This window comes from Litoribacillus peritrichatus (genome assembly GCF_039537985.1).
GTDB classification, from domain to species: domain Bacteria; phylum Pseudomonadota; class Gammaproteobacteria; order Pseudomonadales; family Litoribrevibacteraceae; genus Litoribacillus; species Litoribacillus peritrichatus.
In genome coordinates, this window is sequence record NZ_BAABBN010000004.1 from 1,183,218 (window position 1) to 1,202,417 (window position 19,200).

19 protein-coding genes are annotated in these 19,200 nt (G+C 44.7%); 6 read left to right on the plus strand and 13 right to left on the minus strand.

Annotated elements, in window-relative coordinates; genetic code table 11:
* Positions 1-76: 76 nt before the first annotated feature.
* A complete protein-coding gene (locus ABD744_RS06555; protein ID WP_344796670.1) occupies positions 77-700 on the minus strand; it encodes a glutathione S-transferase family protein in 624 nt (207 codons plus the stop codon).
* Positions 701-902: 202 nt separating this feature from the next.
* On the opposite strand from ABD744_RS06555, the gene ABD744_RS06560 reads away from it, so the two are divergent.
* Positions 903-1,793 (plus strand): LysR family transcriptional regulator, encoded by an 891-nt coding sequence (locus tag ABD744_RS06560; RefSeq protein WP_344796672.1) that lies wholly within the window; start codon positions 903-905, stop codon positions 1,791-1,793.
* Between the two features lie 84 nt (positions 1,794-1,877).
* On the opposite strand, the gene ABD744_RS06565 is transcribed toward ABD744_RS06560, so the two are convergent.
* The 6 genes from ABD744_RS06565 to ABD744_RS06590 all read right to left on the minus strand — a co-directional run bounded on the left by ABD744_RS06565 (position 1,878) and on the right by ABD744_RS06590 (position 7,946).
* Positions 1,878-3,557, minus strand: a complete 1,680-nt coding sequence (locus ABD744_RS06565; protein WP_425562150.1) for an ABC transporter substrate-binding protein — start codon at positions 3,555-3,557, stop codon at positions 1,878-1,880.
* Positions 3,558-3,739: 182 nt separating this feature from the next.
* On the minus strand, positions 3,740-4,012 hold the full coding sequence (locus ABD744_RS06570) for a DUF2160 domain-containing protein (RefSeq protein ID WP_344797717.1): 273 nt from the start codon (positions 4,010-4,012) through the stop codon (positions 3,740-3,742).
* Positions 4,013-4,072: 60 nt separating this feature from the next.
* Positions 4,073-4,879: a carbohydrate ABC transporter permease gene (locus tag ABD744_RS06575; RefSeq protein ID WP_425562136.1), complete on the minus strand. Its 807-nt coding sequence runs from the start codon at positions 4,877-4,879 to the stop codon at positions 4,073-4,075.
* A gap of 10 nt (positions 4,880-4,889) precedes the next feature.
* Positions 4,890-5,756: a carbohydrate ABC transporter permease gene (locus ABD744_RS06580; protein ID WP_344796676.1), complete on the minus strand. Its 867-nt coding sequence runs from the start codon at positions 5,754-5,756 to the stop codon at positions 4,890-4,892.
* Positions 5,753-6,853, minus strand: a complete 1,101-nt coding sequence (locus ABD744_RS06585; protein WP_344796678.1) for an ABC transporter ATP-binding protein — start codon at positions 6,851-6,853, stop codon at positions 5,753-5,755. The genes ABD744_RS06580 and ABD744_RS06585 overlap by 4 nt, the downstream gene beginning before the upstream one ends.
* Positions 6,846-7,946, minus strand: a complete 1,101-nt coding sequence (locus tag ABD744_RS06590) for an ABC transporter ATP-binding protein (RefSeq protein WP_344796680.1) — start codon at positions 7,944-7,946, stop codon at positions 6,846-6,848. The genes ABD744_RS06585 and ABD744_RS06590 overlap by 8 nt, the downstream gene beginning before the upstream one ends.
* Positions 7,947-8,300: 354 nt before the next feature.
* Here ABD744_RS06590 and ABD744_RS06595 point away from each other — a divergent pair, with 354 nt between their 5' ends.
* The 3 genes from ABD744_RS06595 (at position 8,301) to ABD744_RS06605 (ending at position 11,292) form a co-directional block, all read left to right on the plus strand.
* Positions 8,301-10,235: a sigma-54-dependent Fis family transcriptional regulator gene (locus ABD744_RS06595; protein WP_344796682.1), complete on the plus strand. Its 1,935-nt coding sequence runs from the start codon at positions 8,301-8,303 to the stop codon at positions 10,233-10,235.
* A 63-nt stretch (positions 10,236-10,298) separates the two neighbouring features.
* Complete coding sequence (locus ABD744_RS06600; protein WP_344796684.1) at positions 10,299-10,712, plus strand: TA system antitoxin ParD family protein; 414 nt, start codon at positions 10,299-10,301, stop codon at positions 10,710-10,712.
* Position 10,713: 1 nt separating this feature from the next.
* On the plus strand, positions 10,714-11,292 hold the full coding sequence (locus tag ABD744_RS06605) for an ATPase (RefSeq protein ID WP_344796686.1): 579 nt from the start codon (positions 10,714-10,716) through the stop codon (positions 11,290-11,292).
* Positions 11,293-11,296: 4 nt separating this feature from the next.
* Here the strand turns inward: ABD744_RS06605 and ABD744_RS06610 are convergent, their stop codons facing one another.
* The 6 genes from ABD744_RS06610 to ABD744_RS06635 all read right to left on the minus strand — a co-directional run bounded on the left by ABD744_RS06610 (position 11,297) and on the right by ABD744_RS06635 (position 17,316).
* The gene (locus ABD744_RS06610) at positions 11,297-12,370 is read right to left on the minus strand and encodes a DUF4785 family immunoglobulin-like domain-containing protein (protein ID WP_344796688.1); all 1,074 of its coding nucleotides are present in this window, start codon (positions 12,368-12,370) and stop codon (positions 11,297-11,299) included.
* Positions 12,371-12,451: 81 nt separating this feature from the next.
* Entirely contained in the window at positions 12,452-13,591 is a 1,140-nt protein-coding gene (locus ABD744_RS06615; RefSeq protein ID WP_344796690.1) for a hypothetical protein, read from the minus strand.
* Between the two features lie 259 nt (positions 13,592-13,850).
* Positions 13,851-14,885, minus strand: a complete 1,035-nt coding sequence (locus ABD744_RS06620; RefSeq protein ID WP_344796692.1) for an AraC family transcriptional regulator — start codon at positions 14,883-14,885, stop codon at positions 13,851-13,853.
* A gap of 251 nt (positions 14,886-15,136) precedes the next feature.
* Positions 15,137-15,970: a type 2 periplasmic-binding domain-containing protein gene (locus tag ABD744_RS06625; RefSeq protein ID WP_344796694.1), complete on the minus strand. Its 834-nt coding sequence runs from the start codon at positions 15,968-15,970 to the stop codon at positions 15,137-15,139.
* Positions 15,971-16,035: 65 nt separating this feature from the next.
* Positions 16,036-16,761 carry a substrate-binding periplasmic protein gene (locus ABD744_RS06630; protein WP_425562137.1) on the minus strand — a complete coding sequence of 242 codons (726 nt, stop codon included), beginning with the start codon at positions 16,759-16,761 and terminating at the stop codon, positions 16,036-16,038.
* A 186-nt stretch (positions 16,762-16,947) separates the two neighbouring features.
* Positions 16,948-17,316: a hypothetical protein gene (locus ABD744_RS06635; protein WP_344796696.1), complete on the minus strand. Its 369-nt coding sequence runs from the start codon at positions 17,314-17,316 to the stop codon at positions 16,948-16,950.
* A gap of 272 nt (positions 17,317-17,588) precedes the next feature.
* Between ABD744_RS06635 and ABD744_RS06640 the strand changes: the two genes are divergently transcribed.
* Both ABD744_RS06640 and ABD744_RS06645 read left to right on the plus strand, forming a co-directional pair.
* Entirely contained in the window at positions 17,589-17,894 is a 306-nt protein-coding gene (locus tag ABD744_RS06640; RefSeq protein ID WP_344797725.1) for a transposase, read from the plus strand.
* Between the two features lie 27 nt (positions 17,895-17,921).
* Positions 17,922-19,118, plus strand: a complete 1,197-nt coding sequence (locus tag ABD744_RS06645; protein ID WP_344796698.1) for a transposase — start codon at positions 17,922-17,924, stop codon at positions 19,116-19,118.
* The last annotated feature ends 82 nt before the right edge of the window (positions 19,119-19,200 follow it).

The following is a 19,200-nucleotide window of genomic DNA, read 5'->3' on the forward strand; positions in this document are numbered from 1 at the left end:
ATTAAAAAGACGGTCTGGTATTTATATACATGAGGCTCGTAATTCTAAAGCCTCATGTATTGCTTGGAGAAAGACACTAAGCACACAGGCCTACAGGCGTCTTTTCAAAGGCTATGAACCTTGGCAGACTTTCGAAGCGTTCAATCCAGGCGCGAATGTTGGGGTAGTTTTCCAGCGAAACATCGCCTTCAGGCGCATGCGCTATGTATGCGTAATTTGCTGCGTCTGCAATGGTCGGTAAATCAGTGGCTAGCCAATCACGACCATTAAGGTGGGCTTCTAATTCGATCAAAATTCCATGAGCCGTTGCTATGGCTGCATCGTGATCTAATCCAGCTCCAAATACATTGACCAAACGAGCAGCAGCTGGGCCAAAAGCCACCTTGCCAGCAGCGACGGATAAGAAGCGTTGTACTTCCGCCTGATCTGTCAGGTCTTCCGGATACCAGGTTCGCTCTGTATCGTATTTACTGGCAAGGTAGACAAGAATGGCATTGGAGTCCGAGAGCGTTACATCGCCATCGTCCAATGCCGGAACTTGGCCAAAGCTGTTTTTTGCCAGAAACTCAGGTTTCTTATGTGCCCCTGCTTTTAGGTCTACGTCGATGATCTCTGCATCCAAACCCAGTAGAGACAAAATGACTTCCACTCGGTGAGAATGGCCTGATAGAGGGTGGCGGTATAGTTTGATTGCGGACATAGTCTTACTCCAATAATTCAGCAATTAATTTTAGTTTGTGGGTCGTAAATTTATATTTCACGTTTAAGGGTTACGTTTGCAATTTGATGGCTCGATAAGCTTGCGTCGGGTCACTTTGCGTCGATGAGAGAAGTATCTATTTTTCTAGTTTATTGATAAATGGATGTTATGTTGAATGATTGTCAATGCTATATTGACAATCATGGACACTCTTGATGGTATGAAAACAGTGATTGCAGTAGTGGAGACGGGTTCTTTTACTGCAGCAAGTGAGCGCTTGGGGTTATCTAAAGCCTTGGTGAGCAAGTATGTTGGTGAAGTTGAATGCAGTCTTGGCGTTCGCTTGTTTAATCGATCAACAAGGCGGCTGGCCTTAACGGAAGCAGGACGTAGCTATTATGACCAGGCCTTACCTTTATTAGATGAATTCTCCGCATTAGTCGATAACGTTTCCGGCGATCAATCAAGCCCCAGAGGACTTCTGAGGATTAGCGTGCCAGTGGCTTTTGGTGAAATGGAGCTTTCCCCGGTTGTTCCTAAATTTCTGAAATTGTACCCGGATTTGCAGATTGATCTTCAGCTTTCTGATCGAATGATTGATATGTTAGAAGAGGGGATAGATGTTGTGATCCGTATTGGCGGTGTGGATGACTCAAACCTCATTGCCAAGCACATCAAAGACCTTCCTCTTATATTGTGTGCCTCTCCCGATTATCTTGAAGAACACACCTCCCCGACAAACGCCAATTGCATCGCGAAACATAATTGCATTATCGACAGTAACTTTCGTATTGGAAAACAGTGGCCAATTGTATCTCCTGATGGCGAAACATCCTCAATAGAGGTTCAATCCCGAGTGGCGGCTAACAGTCCAAGAGCGGTTAAGGAAATTGCTCTGGCTAGTGGTGGTATCGGAATGATCCCAAAGTTCATTGTCGAGAAAGAGCTGGCTGATGGAACGCTGGTGGAAGTTTTACCTGGTTATCGCACACTGGAATTTGGATTATTTGCGATTTATCCGCACCGAAGGTATTTGCCGAGAAAAGTTCGTTGTTTTATAGATTTTTTGGTCGAGGAGTTAGAAGGCAGTTAATTGGCTTTGTAGCGTTAAAAAGTCCCCTTTATTTACCCAATAAAGGGGACTAGATAAATCAATACCTATTGATCCGCTCGGATATTAATCCAGCTTAGATACTTCCCAGCTCTTTAGTAGCTGTTCGTAAGGTACTGTTTCTCCAGGTGGTTTTTCGTTCGGCAGTTTAGCCTTTGGAGAACCTTCCTGAGACAACCAGTATTCTGCATCACGCTTAGGGTTCAACTTCGGACCACAGTCACCTTGTACTTTAGAACGCTCCAGGCGCTTAAGTACTTTGTCCTGTGCTTTTGCCAAACCATCAAGCGCTTCTTGCGGCGTAGATTCACCACTTGCAGCTTCTGCAATGTACTGCCACCAAAGCTGAGCCAGCTTAGGGTAGTCCGGTACGTTAGTACCCGTTGGCGTCCACTGCTTACGCGCTGGACTGCGGTAGAACTCAACCAAACCACCTAACTTAGGCGCAACATCTGTCATTGCTTGAGAATTGATGTCTGACTCACGAATAGGCGTCAGGCCAACCAACGTTTTCTGCAAGGAAACCGTCTTAGACACAGTGAACTGAGCATACAACCATGCAGCCAGGCGGTTTTTCTCTGGTGTTGATTTCAGGAACGTCCATGAACCAGTGTCTTGGTAACCCAGCTTCATGCCTTCTTCCCAATACGGGCCTTTCGGAGAAGGGGCCATACGCCACTTAGGTGTGCCGTCTTCGTTCATGACCGGCAGACCTTCTTTGGTCATGCTTGAAGTAAAGGCGGTATACCAGAAAATCTGCTGTGCAATGCCGCCTTGAGCAGGCACTGGGCCAGCTTCTGAGAACGTCATGCCTTGTGCTTCTGGTGGCGCATATTGGCGCAGCCAATCAACGTATTTGGTGGTTGCGAACACAGCTGCTGGGCCATTAGTTGCACCGCCGCGCTCAACACTTGAACCAACGGGTTGGCAGCCCTCTACACGGATGCCCCATTCATCAACAGGGAAGCCGTTGGGTAGGCTCTTGTCGCCGGCACCTGCCATTGAGAACCAGGCATCGGTGAAACGCCATCCAAGTGATGGATCTTTCTTGCCGTAGTCCATGTGACCATAGACCGGCTGGCCGTCGATTTCTTTTACGTGCTTAGTGAAGAATTCTGCAATGTCTTCATAGGCAGACCAGTTTTTAGGTACACCTAACTCGTAGCCGTATATGTTTTTAAACTGTTTTTTCAAGTCAGCGCGAGCAAACCAGTCAGCACGGAACCAGTAAAGGTTAGCGAACTGTTGATCGGGCAGCTGATAAATCTTACCGTCGGGACCTGTGGTAAAGTCGATGCCGATGAAGTCTTCAAGATCAAGTGTCGGAAGGGTCAGATCCTTCGCTTCGTTTTTGATCATGTCAGAAATAGGTACAACTTTACCGTAGCGGAAGTGCGTACCAATCAAATCGGAATCGTTGATGTATGCGTCGTAAATACTACGACCAGACTGCATTTGTGTTTGCAGTTTTTCAACCACGTCACCTTCCTGAATTAAGTCGTGGTTGACTTTAATGCCAGTGATTTCTTCAAAGGCTTTAGCCAGTACTTTTGACTCGTATTCATGGGTTGTGATGGTTTCGGAAACAACGTTGATGCTCATACCACGAAACGGCTTCGACGCTTCAGTGAACCATGCAAGTTCTTTCATCTGGTCTTCTTTACTCAGACTGGACTTAGTGAACTCTTCATTTAGCCACTTTTTAGATGCATCAGAAAACTGATCGGCGTAAGCCGTTGCACCCATAGCGGATAAAGAAATGGCTGCACTGAGTACGAGTCCCTTCGATATTTTTGTATTTATTTTCATGTCTAGCCTCTTAAATAGCTATCTCAAGTTTCGCGTAGACCAGCTTTACATAAAGCTGGCTCGTAAGCGGGCTGCACTGACATTGCACAGCCTTCTTAATGTCTTCTCCGGGGTGGTAGTTATCCCCATCGAAGTACAATTCCTACCCATACCACAGATATGGCAAGTGCAATCCATAAGCTGACTTCGCTTACCCCCAAAAACAACAAGTGGATAAATGCACTGCTTAATAGTCCTATAAATAGTCGATCCCCTCGTGAGGTCTCGATAGGTAGAAAACCTTTGCGCTCCGTACTTGGAACTTTAATTTCGTAAATGGTCATACAGATCAATATACAAGCGATGACGCTGAAGAATATTGCTGTTGTGGGTGTCCATGCCATCCAACTCATCATAAAAATTACTCCTGTTTCAGCCCATTTGACTACTGTCCAAATGGGTTGGCTGAATGTTTAAACGCGTCCCAGTGCAAAGCCTTTGGCGACGTGATTTCGAACAAACCAAATGACCAGTAATCCAGGCAGAATGGTGAGCACCCCAGCGGCAGCGAGGACGCCCCAGTCAATGCCCGCAGCCCCGACGGTTCGGGTCATGATGGCGGCAATGGGTTTGGCGTCAACAGAGGTCAATGTTCTTGCCAAGAGCAACTCGACCCAAGAGAACATGAAGGCGAAAAACGCAGTCACGCCAATGCCTGAGCGAATCATTGGTAAGAAGATTTTGACGAAGAATTTCGGAAAACTGTAACCATCGATGTAGGCCGTTTCATCAATTTCACGCGGCACACCCGACATAAAGCCTTCCAAAATCCAAACTGCCAATGGAACGTTAAACAAACAGTGGGCAAGGGCGACAGCGATGTGGGTGTCGAACAAACCAACGGATGAATAAAGTTGGAAAAACGGAAGTAAGAATACCGCTGGTGGCGCCATGCGGTTGGTCAGCAGCCAGAAGAACATCTGCTTATCACCCAGGAACTTGTAGCGGCTGAATGCATATGCAGCCGGCAGAGCCACTAACAGGGTGATGATGACGTTCATGGTGACATAAATCATCGAGTTAAAATAACCGGTATACCAGGTCGGGTCTGTAAAGATTACGATGTAGTTTTGTAATGTAAATTCCGAAGGCCAAAGGGACAAGCCACCGAGAATTTCTTCATTGCTTTTGAACGACATGTTCAGCAGCCAATAAATAGGTACCAGTACAAACAAAATGTACAAGGTGATACCAATTGCCTTTTTGCGTGTCATTTCCATGGTGATCTCCTTATTTGTCCTTATCCATGTGGCTGATTGTTGTGAAGAACAACCAGGAAACGAGTAATACAATTAAGAAATAGATCAACGAGAACGCCGCCGCCGGGCCTAAATCAAATTGACCAATCGCCATTTTGGTTAATGTCTGGCTCAAAAATGTGGTTGAATTACCCGGACCGCCACCAGTAAGAACAAATGGCTCGGTATAGATCATGAAACTGTCCATGAAGCGAAGCAGAATGCCGATCACTAACACATTTTTCAATTTTGGAAGTTGAATGTGGCGGAAAACGGCCCATTTTGAAGCTCGGTCAATTCTGGCGGCCTGATAAAATGCTTCAGGAATGGCGCGCAAACCTGAGTAGCAGAGCAGTGCCACTAATGGTGTCCAGTGCCATACGTCCATCAACAATACAGTTGCCCATGCGTCGAAGGGATTGGATGCGTAGTTGTAGTCAATGCCCATGCCCGTCAGTGCTGATCCGAATAAACCGATGTCGGCACGGCCAAAGATTTGCCAAATGGTGCCCACTACGTTCCATGGGATAAGCAAAGGAATTGCCACTAAAATCAAACAAACTGAAGCCATTTTACCCTTGGTTGGCATCATGAGTGCGATACCAATACCGAGAGGTATTTCAATGGCAAGTACAGCGAATGAGAACATGAACTGGCGAAGTAATGATTCGTGGAGACGAGTGTCTCGCAGAATTTCACTGTACCACTCAGCGCCTACAAAATAGGCGTTATTCTGATCAAAGATGTCCTGAACGGAATAGTTCACAACAGTCATTAACGGAATGATCGCCGAGAATGCTACGAGTAGAAATACCGGCAGAACTAAGAACCAGGCTTTGTTGTTTTCTACTTTTCTCATGACAGCGCCTCCTCAACCAGATATTCGTCGATGTACAACTTTAACCATTGAGTTGGAAAGTTAACGTAAGCCGATTTGGTTGGGGACACAGCATTCTCTTCCAAAATCGCTTTAATTTCCCATTCACCTAATTTCACGGTAAGCACTTTGTAGGTACCAAGATCTTCTTCATATTGAACTTCACAAGGATACGAGCCTTCGGTGGGTTCTTGGGTTACCTGGACAAATTCAGGTCGGATACCGATTTTAAAGTTTTTAGAGGGAGAAGCCTGAAGAATTGCATTTAACTCAGACGATAACGGAATTTCAGTATCACCAAACAGAACGCCATGGGGGGTGCGTTGAACCGGAGTGATGTTCATGCCCGGGCTGCCAATGAAGTAGCCCACAAAGGTGTGGTTCGGCTTTTCAAACAGTTCACGAGGTGTGCCAAACTGAACGATTTGTCCGTCGTACATCACTGCAATCTGATCAGCGAAGGTTGATGCTTCCAGCTGATCGTGCGTTACATACACCATGGTGATGTTGAATTGCTCGTGAATTTGCTTGAGCTTACGGCGCAACTTCCACTTCAAATGCGGGTCAATAACGGTCAGGGGTTCGTCAAATAAAATGGCAGAAACATTATCACGTACCAAGCCTCGACCCATGGACACTTTCTGCTTTTCATCGGCAGTGAGGTTTTTTGCTTTTTTCTTGAGTACGTCCTGCAGTTCAAGAATTTCAGCGATTTCATTTACTTTGGCGATGACTTTTGCTTCAGGGACCTTCTGGTTACGGAGCGGAAATGCCAAATTGTTGAATACCGTCATTGAATCGTATACGACCGGGAACTGGAAAACCTGCGCGATGTTTCTGTCTTCCGGCGGTATTTCATTCACTACAACATTGTCGAATAATATCTCACCACCAGATGGCGCCAGCAGGCCTGAAATAATGTTCAATAGCGTACTTTTGCCACAGCCGGAAGGGCCAAGCAAGGCGTAGGCTTTACCGTGTTCCCAGACGTGGTTCATTTCCCGAATGGCATAATCTTCCGGGCCACTGGGATTTTTGCTGTAGCTGTGAGCCAGCGATTTCAGATGAATCTCAGCCATGAGCTGCACCTCCTAATACTGAAGAAGGCGCCTTGATCAGGTTGCCCTCCATATCAAACACGAATAATCGATGTGCGGGCAGATAAACATTCACATCCGTATCTGTGTGAAACTCATACACACCTGATAACTGCATGACTAACGGGAAGTGCTTGTTACGAACGTGCAGGAAAGATTCCGAACCGCTGATTTCAGATAGCTCAACGGTCACTGCAAGCTCAAGATCGTCGTCGTTTTGTGGAACCAGGCCAATGTGGCTCGGGCGAATACCAAATTTATAATCGCCCGCAGGTAAATCCTGAAGTTCCTGAACTAACGGGAAATGAATGGCTTCACTGATGAATACCTGGCTGTCGGTAATTTTACCGTCCACGAGATTAATCGGTGGCTCACTGAACAGTTCTGCCGCATCAACATTGCTCGGGTTCCGGTAAACGTCAGCGGCCGGGCCAGTCTGAATTAGGTTACCTTCGTGCAGTAGGGTCGTGGTGCCGCCAAGGGCTAATGCTTCGTTAGGTTCTGTAGTGGCATAAACCGCAATGGTGTTTCTGGCTTTGAACAAATGTCTGAGCTCTTGCCGAAGCTCTTCACGTAACTTGTAGTCAAGGTTAACCAAAGGCTCATCAAACAACACTAAACTGGCGTCTTTGACCAGCGCTCGTGCCATTGCTGTTCTTTGTTGCTGTCCGCCGGATAATTCCATAGGCAATTTTTTCAGGTGTTGTTCAATGTGCAGTAATTCCGCAACTTCCTGTACTCTGCGCGTAATCTCGGACGACTTCACTTTTGCTAATTGAAGCGGCGATGCAATGTTGTCCCAAACCGTCAGGTTTGGGTAATTGATGAATTGCTGGTACACCATAGAGATGTTGCGTTTCTGTACCGGCACGCCAGTCACATCAACGCCATTCATTAACACGCGACCGGAGGACGGTTTGTCTAATCCGGCCATTAAACGCATCAAAGAGGTTTTTCCCGCCAGTGTTCTTCCGAGTAACACGTTGAAAGAGCCGGGCTCTAAACTGAGGTTGGCATTATTGATGTGTGTTTCACCATCAACAACCCGACTCACATTTTCTAAAGTAAGCGACATTTAGCTGTCCTTTCTTATTTTTGTAATTACAAACACTGCTTCACAGTTCAAACTCGATCTGTTCAGAATATTCGTTATCGATAAATTCCATTCAGGGGTCACGAAACAGCAAGTAGGATGCCAAAGTTCTTAATGATTACAATGCGGTGTCATTAACTGTTTGTTTTTTAAAGTTTATTTTGTAGTATGTTCAGATTCTGTTTAGTCCGTTGAACAGTTTTTTGAAAGAGTGTTCATTCGCTTTGTTGTTGACATTGAACAGTTTTGAACAGTTAATGTGAACAGTTTTAATGTGATCTGAGACGGATTTAACCAATTATCCAGGTATTTATAATTTTCTGAGAGTTTTGACTGATGCAAGTAATATCACCTTCAAAAGACCAGGATGAGCTGATAGAAAGCTCATGGCGTCGTTGCCGGAAGTATGGGTTGGATCATCACACTTCGCCGTTCTTACAGAAGCTTAGTCAGAGCGATTTTAGTTCCATTGTTGACGAACATCAGACCTTGGTGACTACCACCAACAATGAAGTTTTGCCTTATTACGAAAACATTCTTTCAAATACCCAGTGTTTAATTGTACTCACCGACAACCAAGGGCAATTGCTTGATAGTTGGGGTGATCAGCGCTTTCTGAACCGTAATATGAAAGAGTTTTTTACTCAGGGAGTCAGCTGGTCGGAACGTTATAATGGCACCAATGCTATCGGTACGGTATTAGCGACAGGTAATGCGGTTCAGGTGGAAAAAGATGAGCACTTTCTGAAAGCCAACCGATTCATGATAGGTTCAGCTGCGCCGATTCTGAATTCAAACAAAGAAATGATTGGCGTTCTGGATGTTTCCAGTGATGCGTATTTACCCCAGGCGCACACCTTTGGTTTAGTTAAATTGATGTCTCAGTCAGTTGAGAACAGATTAATCATGAGTGCATTTCAACAAGAGCACTTTGTTCTCACTTTTAATACCAACCTGGAAAACATAGACAGTGCCTGGTCGGGGTTGGTTGTATTTAATGAGCAAGGCATAGTAATTTCAGCCAATCGAAGAGCTGAGTTGATCCTTGGTCATGACATTGCACTCAGCAAAGTCTCCAATATTTTTAATTGCTCTCTGACGCACTTCAAAAACCATCCGGAAAATTTACCCATACCTTTGGTGGCGCTTGGAAAATACGAAATGCTTGGCGTCATCAAACGTCCGGTTAATGTTGGTATAAAAGTGAATGACTTTCGTAAGAACACTGCTGTCTCGCCAGCAATGTTGCCGGGTACCGAAGGTCAACAACAGACAAGCAGTGATGAAATATCGTTGGATCGAATCGGCTTTGGCGATGAGCGGGTTGCAAAGTGCATCCGACAAGCTGAACGTATCATTGAGAAAGAAATTCCTATCCTGATTCATGGTGAGACCGGGGTAGGAAAAGAGGTGTTTGTAAAAGCGTTACATGAAAAAAGTGCTCGTAAACAATACCCTCTGGTCGCGGTGAATTGCGCTGCAATTCCGAGTGAGTTGGTTGAATCTGAACTGTTTGGTTATGAGAAAGGTGCCTTCACAGGCGCCAGTGCCAAAGGTGGAATCGGACTGATCCGTAAAGCCAATAAAGGCACACTGTTTTTAGATGAAATTGGCGAAATGCCGGTGAAAGCTCAGGCTCGTTTATTACGGGTGCTGCAAGAAAGAAAAGTGACGCCTCTGGGGTCGACCGAGTCTTATCCTGTGGATATTAAGGTAATTTCTGCGACGAACCGATCACTAAAAGACGATGTCGAGAAAGGCTTGTTTCGACAAGATTTGTATTATCGGGTGAGTGGTTTGAACCTTGAGATTCCCCCGTTAAGAGAGCGTTCAGACAGAAACGACTTGTTTAAAGAACTGCATCGAATTCATCGCAGTGAAGAGCAGGCCGCCGAACTGTCTGATGAAATTTTGAAATTATTTCAAAAGCACCCTTGGCCAGGAAATATTCGCCAGCTGGTGAGTGTGATTCAGATTTCGTTGGCCATGGCAGATGATGAGGTGATTCGGCCAGACCACTTGCCTGATGACTTCTTTGAGGATATACGCCGCCAGGAACGATTGGCCTTGGAGGAGGCCATCACAGAGAGTCACCCTATGAACCGCAATCTGAATAATGAGGCAATATCTTCCTCTGTTGCTCATCAACCTGACCAGGATGTTTTCGATGTGTATCAAGCCAACAAAGGAAATATATCCCGAACGGCTAAGGCACTTGGTATTAGCCGGAACACCCTGTATAAACGGCTTAAAGAGCTTAAAATAAAATGATTTTGGTTGTTTTGTAGCAATCTGCTACAATCATTGATGTCTACATCAATTTGGAGTTTTGCTATGGCTAAAGCGTCTTCCCCTGTTCGGTTACAGTCAGAACTTATGCAAGCGGCGGCCATCGTCGGTCAAAGAATGCATCGCAGTACGGCTGAGCAAATTGAATACTGGGCTGCATTGGGCCGAAGTGTCTCTAATTCTGTTAATCCGGATAACCTATTGGCTGTAACCAGTGGTTTGGCACAGTTAAAAGTCATTCCCATTAACGCACCAACGATTGACCCGGACGATGTGTTTGCAAGCATTGAGAGGGATCGCTCATTAGGTCGTTTGTCTGAGTCAGTCACGGATGTGCCTGTGAAGTACCAGGCGTCTGTAAAGTATCCTGGCCAACTAGAACAAGTAGCGTCAGATGGAACAATCATTGTCGGTCAGTTCTCGATGGGCAAGTTCACACCAATGGAGCTGAATCAGTAGCATGACAAGGAAGCAACTGTGGTTATTGGTTGGCGGTAACGGATCAGGGAAGAGTACCTTTTACCGCAATTGGTTAGCGCCTTTGGGTTTGCCGTTTGTAAATGCCGATATCATTGCAAAAGAAATTTTTCCTGAAAGCCCGGAACAACACAGCTACGAAGCGGCATTAATTGCAGAAGAAATGAGAATGTCGCTGTTGCAAGAAGGTCGGAGTTTCTGTTTTGAAACTGTGTTTTCGCACCCAACGAAAATTGATTTTGTGGCCAAAGCAAAAGCTCTTGGCTATGAAGTTATCATGGTATTCATTCATCTTGGCCAAATCCAACTGAATAAAGCACGTGTTTCGCAGCGTGTCGTTAGCGGCGGGCATGACGTCCCTGAAGACAAGATTGAAAGCAGGGTGCCCAGAGTCATTGAGAACGTTAAAACGGCCATACCGTTGTGTAATCAAACGCGTATTCTTGATAATTCCAGTTATCAGGACCCATACAAACCAGTGGCTGTCATTAAGGAGGGGCACATTAATGAAATTATGGACCCCATGCCTGAATGGGCGTTGTACTTACTAAACTACGCCTAATCATTCAAAGTGTCTTGCTCGTTTGATTTTCAACTGCAAACTCATCGAGCGTGTAGGCATCGGTCATGTACTCAGGCTTTTCCAGCGGCGCTCTTTGCATTGGCATAGAGGCCTTTGCCAGCGACAATTTTTTAAGTACGAATGGGCCGTTTTCTTTAGCATCCTGAATCATTAAACCTGAAAAATTAAGTTCAACCCAATGACGTCCCTTGTCGAATGACTGAGATACTTGGGTTGTTCCGACTGCAATATTGGTACTGCTGTAGAGCGATCCCTGAATATAAAACCGGCTTGATTGCTCTACGTCCACCTCCGCTTCAATCACAAGATTTCCGTCCGATGTAAGTTTATCCCTGAAGCTTCCTGTTAGCTGAATGTCTGGCTTTGAGACGGTAAAGGTAATGGCGTCAGTGATTGAATGTTCTTTACTATGAATCAAAACCTTATAAATGCCTGGTTCGCTGATGTCCAAGCTGCTATTTGCCAAATCAATAAGTGCTGTGTAGTGACGATCGCCTTCATTATCTACCAGTGCTATCTGACCAATGTTTTTATGGTTGAAGATCACTTCCGTAGAAAAGTCGGATGCTAATTTATTCCCATCCACATCCTGAATAAAAGCATGAATGGAGACTTCATCGTCTTGGAGGTAATATTTTTTATTGCTCCAAAGGGTGAGCCCGAGCGATTGTTCTTCGTTGAGTGTGGTTCTTTCGTCAATGGAGTATCGCTGAGTCAGAGGGTCTTGTGCTTCAGAAACAAAACGGCGATTCTCCGGTGGGTATCGTTTGTAGTTATCGAAATCTTCAATTAACGCTTGCTGAAGTTGCGTTTTTTGGGCTTGGAAACGAAGCCGTTCAATGGGGTGCTGAGGTGTTTTGGCCTGAAGCTTAACTGCACTCTTTAACGTTGGTTCGTTATGATCGCTAAAACCAAAATGTGTGTCTGTAACCACTGGATTTGCTGATTCGATCGGCTTTATGTTTTTACTGGCAGTTATGGTTTGATCTTTCTGGTCATATCCGAGCCAAGCTAGGAACAGAGCAACGACAGGTAATAACCAATATCTCGATTTCATGACAGAACTCTTTGGTGATTCGTGAGGAAAAACAGAAAGACTCTAAGCAGGAAATGGCTTAGAGTCTTGATATTGCTGCGCTTATTGAGTGCAAGCGGCAATACGCCCGGCGATGTTTTGTCCATCACCACAGGTCATGTCATCTTCAACACTCACGTAGTTTGGTGAGGCAATGCCCCCATTTCGCTCAGAATCATGGTCAGTGTAGATGCTGGCCATTGTGTATGTACGTGGCGTTCCTTTATTTTCGTTATTACAACGGAAAATCGGGCTGCCATAAGCGACGCCCCAGAATGTTTTGTATTGGTTCAAGTCATCCCAAAGATTACGCTTTGGTGAGCCTGCACAGCCCATTTGCGAAGCCAAATTGATGTAACCATCATCTTCACCGGTTAAGAAACCAGCCGACGCGCCTTGAGCCCCCGGAAAGCTCTTGTAACCTCCCATGGCATAAACCGGTGCAGCCAGGTTGGTGCCGATCATGTTACGAGCCAGGTATGAATCATTCGTCTGTAGCCATTCAACGCTTGGGTTACAGTCTTTACCCAAGAAAGCCATATTGACTAGGGAATCCAACCAGCTGCCATTACAGACTCGATCCGAACCTTCAGTACCACCCATCGCACCGCCGAGGGTGAAAATACCTAATACGTCTTGAAATGCTTCGTCATAAGGTACGGTGGTGGTTGAACCGTCTGCATTAAACGCTGTATTGAAGTAAGGTGATCCGGCAGTGGCATTTCCCGCCATAAAGATCATCTGCTGTGCTCCCTGACTGTGAGCAACTACGTAGAAATCGTCCGATGCCGCACATTGAGTTCCCGCTTGATCATGGGTGTAACCATCGCCATTGCCTGCCTTAATGGACTTCATTTGTCGGGCAATTTCGCCAGCCGTTTCATTGCGCCAATACGGGTAGCCACTTTCGTCAGTGGAGTCGTAACCAACGATGGCGTAATTATCGGTTGGTGAATCTAATAGATAGGCCAGGAAATCACTGCCCTGATACTCATCAAAGTACGAGTCTCGCCAATAATCCAATGCGGGTTGATTGGTGCCGCTTTGAACGTTGCCTTGTGTACCATGACCGTGAACCATGATGTAGCAACTGTCCGCAGAGGCTGTATTGCTCATTAACGCACTGGTTAATGCCAGAGTACCGGCGAGGGTCGCTGTGCCTTTCGCGAAAGATGAAAAGCGTTTGGTGTTCTTTGTTTTCATTAGTAGTGGCCTTATTGCGTATTATTTTTATTTCGCATCCTGCCTCGGGCTTCTCCATGTATTACACCGTTTGCTCCTAAGATGACCTTAAGAGTCTGAAATTGTTGTGTAATTAAGCCTTCACCAATGTTAGTTGTTCTTCAGAATGGCACCATGACCGGGGCGGACAGATACAAATGCCAAAGCGGCCATTATTGTTTTCTGGCGGCGATGGTTGTGATTTATTACCTGTCTTGTGTTTGTTTTTTATGCAGGGGGGTTATTTCGGGGTGTTTTGTTTGTATAAGTTCGGAGCGATGCCAAACCACCGCTTAAACGCCCGGCTGAAGCTGGCGGCACTTTGGTAACCAAGCTCAATGGCCAGTTTTTCAATGGTGATGTCTTGTTTTTCAACACGCTTTAAGGCAATTCGTTTTCGTTCATTCTCAAGCAGTGTTTTATAAGAGACGCCTTGGCTGTTTAGGTGGCGGCGTAAGCTTCTTGAACTCATACAAAGCTGTTGACTGAGGGATGCCATTGACACATCGGTAAATGACATATGGCGAATGGACTGTTTAACCCTTTGTATTACTTGTTGGTCTTTCTGAGTTTGCTTTAACTGTTTCTGGCAAAGGGCTTCATTTTTCTGGGCGTAGGCCTGATTACTAAAGATAATGGGCTGTAGAAGCGTTTCTTTTGGAATAATGACCCGGTTTGCACTGCAATTGAAGCGGACTTTATTTCGGAAAAAACGAGCATAATGATGCTCAGATGCTTCTGTTGTTTCAGGCTTGTCATAACTGAATTCAAATTCAAGTGGAAAGTTTTTTTGTCCTAAACAAAATTTCCCCAGACAATAAAGAATGGCGAAGCTGTATTCCACAAAGTGAGGAAGCGCCTTGCCTAACGGTATTTTTTCCTCAATAGAGAAAACACCGTAATGATCTGTAATGTCCAGATTTAATTCCATTAGTTGAGTGAATAAGTGTTGATATTGAGTCAGTAGCTCCATGGCGTTTTGGGTATTTTTGCTGCACATGACCCGACAGGCTAAGACACCATCGTGATTAATAAAGAACTGTTCTCCCATATGAAGCGCATAGGCCGGATCACTGGATAGTACTCGTGCATTATGGATTAGACGTAAATATTGCCCGACTTCAAGAGCGCCCTCAAACTGAGTCAATTCATGTAGAGAAATGTTAGTCTGGTCCAACATTTTATGAATGGAGTGGCCCTGATTCACAATCATCTTAATCAGAGGTTTAATGTCCGCCAGTTCCATTTTGCGGACAGACTTAGCTGTGCTGGGCACAGCGCGGCCCCTTTTATTTAGTGGGTAGCGGGAAGCCCCTGAATGACACTCAAGAGAAGTTAGTACCATAATCACGTCAGAATTATTTTTATTATTGCATTTGATCGACAAATTAATCGTTTGATAGACAGGTTTAAATGGTTTTGTTGAATGCTTGTTTAATTTAAAGCACTTTGGAGCGGGTTGTGGGGTGGTTAGGACTCTTGGTCAGGTTTTTTTGTTAGTGACTCTTTGTTAGTGGCTATTCGTGATTATTTATCCGAGTCTATGTAGTTTTTTAGCATAAAGTTTCGTTTTTCAGGCGTGAGCTTTTGTATGTTTTGCCAAATGAGTTGGGTGTTTTCTGGTGATTTTTCTGCATATTGATGTGAAAAAACCAAATACCATCGGGTTGTTAAAAAGGGGATTTGAATGGCTGTGAGTTCTTTATTCAGGTCTAAATCATCGATGATTGCATGGCCGGTGAACTTTTCAATGACGTATCCGTCAATTCGGCCTTGGGCAACCATAGAGAAACCTTCTTTGGGTAGGTAGGTTCCATCGTTCAAGACGCCTAAGTGGTCCAGCTTTTTATGAACCACGTAACCGAGAGGCGCAGAAAGACCATTATTTATATTATGAAACTTTGTGCCATCCCAGCTTAATTTTGTGTTGTTTCGAACGAATACTAAGTATTCAACTGTCCATAAACTGGCTTTTTCATTTGGAGGTTGATTGTCCGGTTTATAAAGCGGCGGGTACTTCGCCCAGGATTCTCGATCAGGCTCCCAAATAGACGCAAATAAACCATCGGCAAGTCCTTGCTCTACACGCCATTTACAACGTTTCCAGGGCTTTCTCTCGAATTGAATTTCAAGAGGATAAGCCGCAAAGTTAATGATTTCCAGCAGAAGACCAGGTCGACGAACCGGCACGTTATCTGTGCCTGTCATGTAGGGGTGTAGGTGCTGATTTTCGTAGCAAAGCAGGGGCCCTTGCTCATCGGCAAGCGCAGGCACGCTTAAAAATAACGCAACAGCGTATAGGCAAGCAATTCGAGTTGTTTTTTGGGGCAACGTGTTTAGAACGGCAATACAATACAACATGAGCATTTGCCTCGGCCGAAATCATGCCTGAATGCAGAAAATAAGACGAACTGTACCGATATATGTTAGTTCATTTCTGTTATTCCGTATTTAGACCAAATGGTTTTTAAATGCTCAAGAGATTCCAGTTTGTCTAAAAACAGGTTGATTTCTTGGACGGTAGGGACAGAGTTGTCTCTGACCAGTATCGTGTGATGGTACTCTTGATCCAAAATCTCTGAAACTAACAGAGTTTCTTGCAACAATGGCTGAGCTTTAAACAGCTTTTGTAAAAAGGATTTTGTTACTACTGCAATGTCTCCTCGACCCGAGGAAATCATATTGACACTGCCCTGGTGGTCTGAAGTCAGTAGAATGTTGAAATTTTCATTCAGGTATTGTTCATTGCTGTTAAAGTTGGCAAACCCGTAGTGGTAACCCCTGATGCCGACCAGTTTTTTTCCTTCCAGCGAATTAAAGTAATGTTGAGTACGCTTTGGCTTTTTTAGCGCAATGTAAACCTCAGAGCCTTTTAGATACACCTTCGAAGGTTTTACTGGATAACCTTTCCAGCCCCATACCTTGTTTTCAAAAAAGATCAGGTCGTACTCTTTTTTCTGAAAAGAAAGGTATCGTCGGTTGGATGCTGTCAGGACAAACTCAAAATGGTATTGATCCTGAATGGCATTGAATGCATTGATCATATCGAAGGTCATACCAGATAGGTTGCCTTCACTGTCTTCTTCAACAAAAGGGGGGAAAATGTACCCTCCAACTTTGACTGTCTCAGAAGCGCTTGCCACTGAACTCAATTGAAACCCTAAAATGAAAAAGAGAATAAATCTCAGCACACAAGCTCCTGATCATACTGGTATACAATAAATGTCCGTTTAGTCCTAGAAATATAGCTTAGTCACGGGAGTTCTCAAATTATGGTGGGTTGTGTTTAGCGTTGAAGTAACCTTTGAGGTGTAAAGCTTTACAACTTTTCTGGAATATTATCGGGTTGCATAGGGCGCCATTGCAGGGTGTTTTATGCTTAGCCACTTATCCATGACGACATTTTCAAATGCCGTTTTCATTTGTTTAGCGGATTCGGTTTCGTTCATACCTCCGACGCCAGTGCATAAGCTTGGAATCGCTATGCTACGAATTTTAGCGCCTCCAGAAGCGTTATGTTTAGCCAAGCAGACCAGTAACCCCTGTTCTGCGGTAAGCTGATCAGGACAACAATCAAAGTAATCCCCAACCTGACGTAAACAACTGGAATACATGTTGATGGTTTTAGGGCTTTTGCCTTGTAGGGTAAGTTCGTTAAGATAGCGTTGATACAGAGAATTGAAACGGGTCTGATCTTGAATGTTCATGTTGGAACTCCTCATACCACTTTCGGGATTGAAGGGTCTAAGAAGTACAGTTGATCAGGTCTTCTGCCGCGAAGCGGCTTCGTTCAACAAGGCAATCAAAGATCGCCCAAGGAAACCTTGGGCTGGACCGTCGCTACGCTCCGGCCCTTTATTGGGGCGTTGAGGCTGTAGAAAAACCTAATTAAAGCTCCGAATTTGATAAAATGGCTCATCCACTGATGAGCCATTTTTATATGCCCAACTTCAAACCCTATGATTACAACCAAACCGCAATGGTTGTGATTAATTTCGAAGAACAAATCCAACCAGGCTCATTCGAATATGCATTGCATAATCTGATCAGTCATCGGCTTGATCTTTCGATTTTTCACCCGAGGTTTAAAAACGATAAAAATGGCCGGCCAGCTTACGATCCCGTGATCATGCTAAAAATCATCCTATTTGCTTACTCAAAAGGGATCACTTCAAGCCGAGAGATACAGTGGAGCTGTGAGACAAATATTATCTTCAAGGCACTTTCCTGCGACACCGTACCCCACTTCACATCCATCGCCAGCTTTGTAAGTTCGCACCCTTAACAGATTCAGACCATCTTTGAATAAGTGTTGTTGGTTTGTGACGATGAAGGCTTGCTAGGTAAAGAATTACTGGCTATCGACGGCTGTAAAATGTCGTCCAATGCCGCCAAGGAGTGGTCTGGTACATTCCAAGAATTTTCAGAGAAACATCAAAAGATAAAGAGGCAGATTAAGCATCATCTCCGGGAACACCAGAGAGAGGATCAAGCAACAGAGGATCGAGATGCAAGACAACAGCGAGCAGAGCAAGCCATAGAAACCCTAAATAAAGCCGCTGATAAAATAGAACAATTCTTGAAAGAAGCCGAGCCACGAAAAGGGCAAGGCAAACGAAAATCTGAAGTTAAAAGTAATATTACGGATAATGAATCCGGAAAAATGACCACCAGTAAAGGCACTATTCAGGGATTTAATGGCGTAGCGACGGTGGACAAAAAACATCAAATTGTTGTCGACGCACAAGCGTTTGGGGAAGGTCAGGAACACCACACTTTAGAGCCTGTGCTGGAGAGTATTAAGGATCGGTTTAATCGACTTGAAATCTCAGCAGATATCTATAAAACGGGCATGATCGTGACGGTTGATACGGGCTTTGCCAACGAATCAAATATGAAATACCTGCATGAAAACAGCAGTAATGGCTATATACCGGATAATCAGTTTAGAAGTCGTGATCCGAAATTTACAGATCAAAAAACCAAATACGGTAAACGTAAACAGCATCTCAGAAAAACCAAATTAGCAGAACTTATCCTGGCTTCAGAATTTAACTTCGATCCTGTAAATCAGATCTGCGTTTGCCCTGCGGGGAATCAAATCAGCCATCGTGATGAACGAGAGGATGGTAACGGAAACACTAAAGTTTACTTCGAAGGACGATTAAGCCAATGCAAGAATTGCGATATAAAACATCAATGCATGAAGAACCCGGAGTCGGCGAATCATCGTAAAGGGAGTGGTAGGCAAGTATCGTTCATCTTAGAAAATAAACGCGCGCCCAATTATACGGACTGGATGAAACATAGAGTGGACAGCGCGAAAGGCAAGCAAATTTACAGTCACAGAATGTCAGTGGTCGAACCTGTGTTTGGCAACATAGGTACAAACAAAGGGCTTAACCGCTTTAGTTTAAGAGGCAAGGAAAAAGTGACGGGTCAATGGCAGTTGTTCTGTCTGGTGCACAACATAGAAAAGCTCTGTAATTATGGACAATTAGCGGCCTGAATGGGGTGGGGATGGGTAATATCGCGCTTATAGAGGCATATTTCCCAAATTAGGTGATATGAACGTTGCTGATTGAAAAATA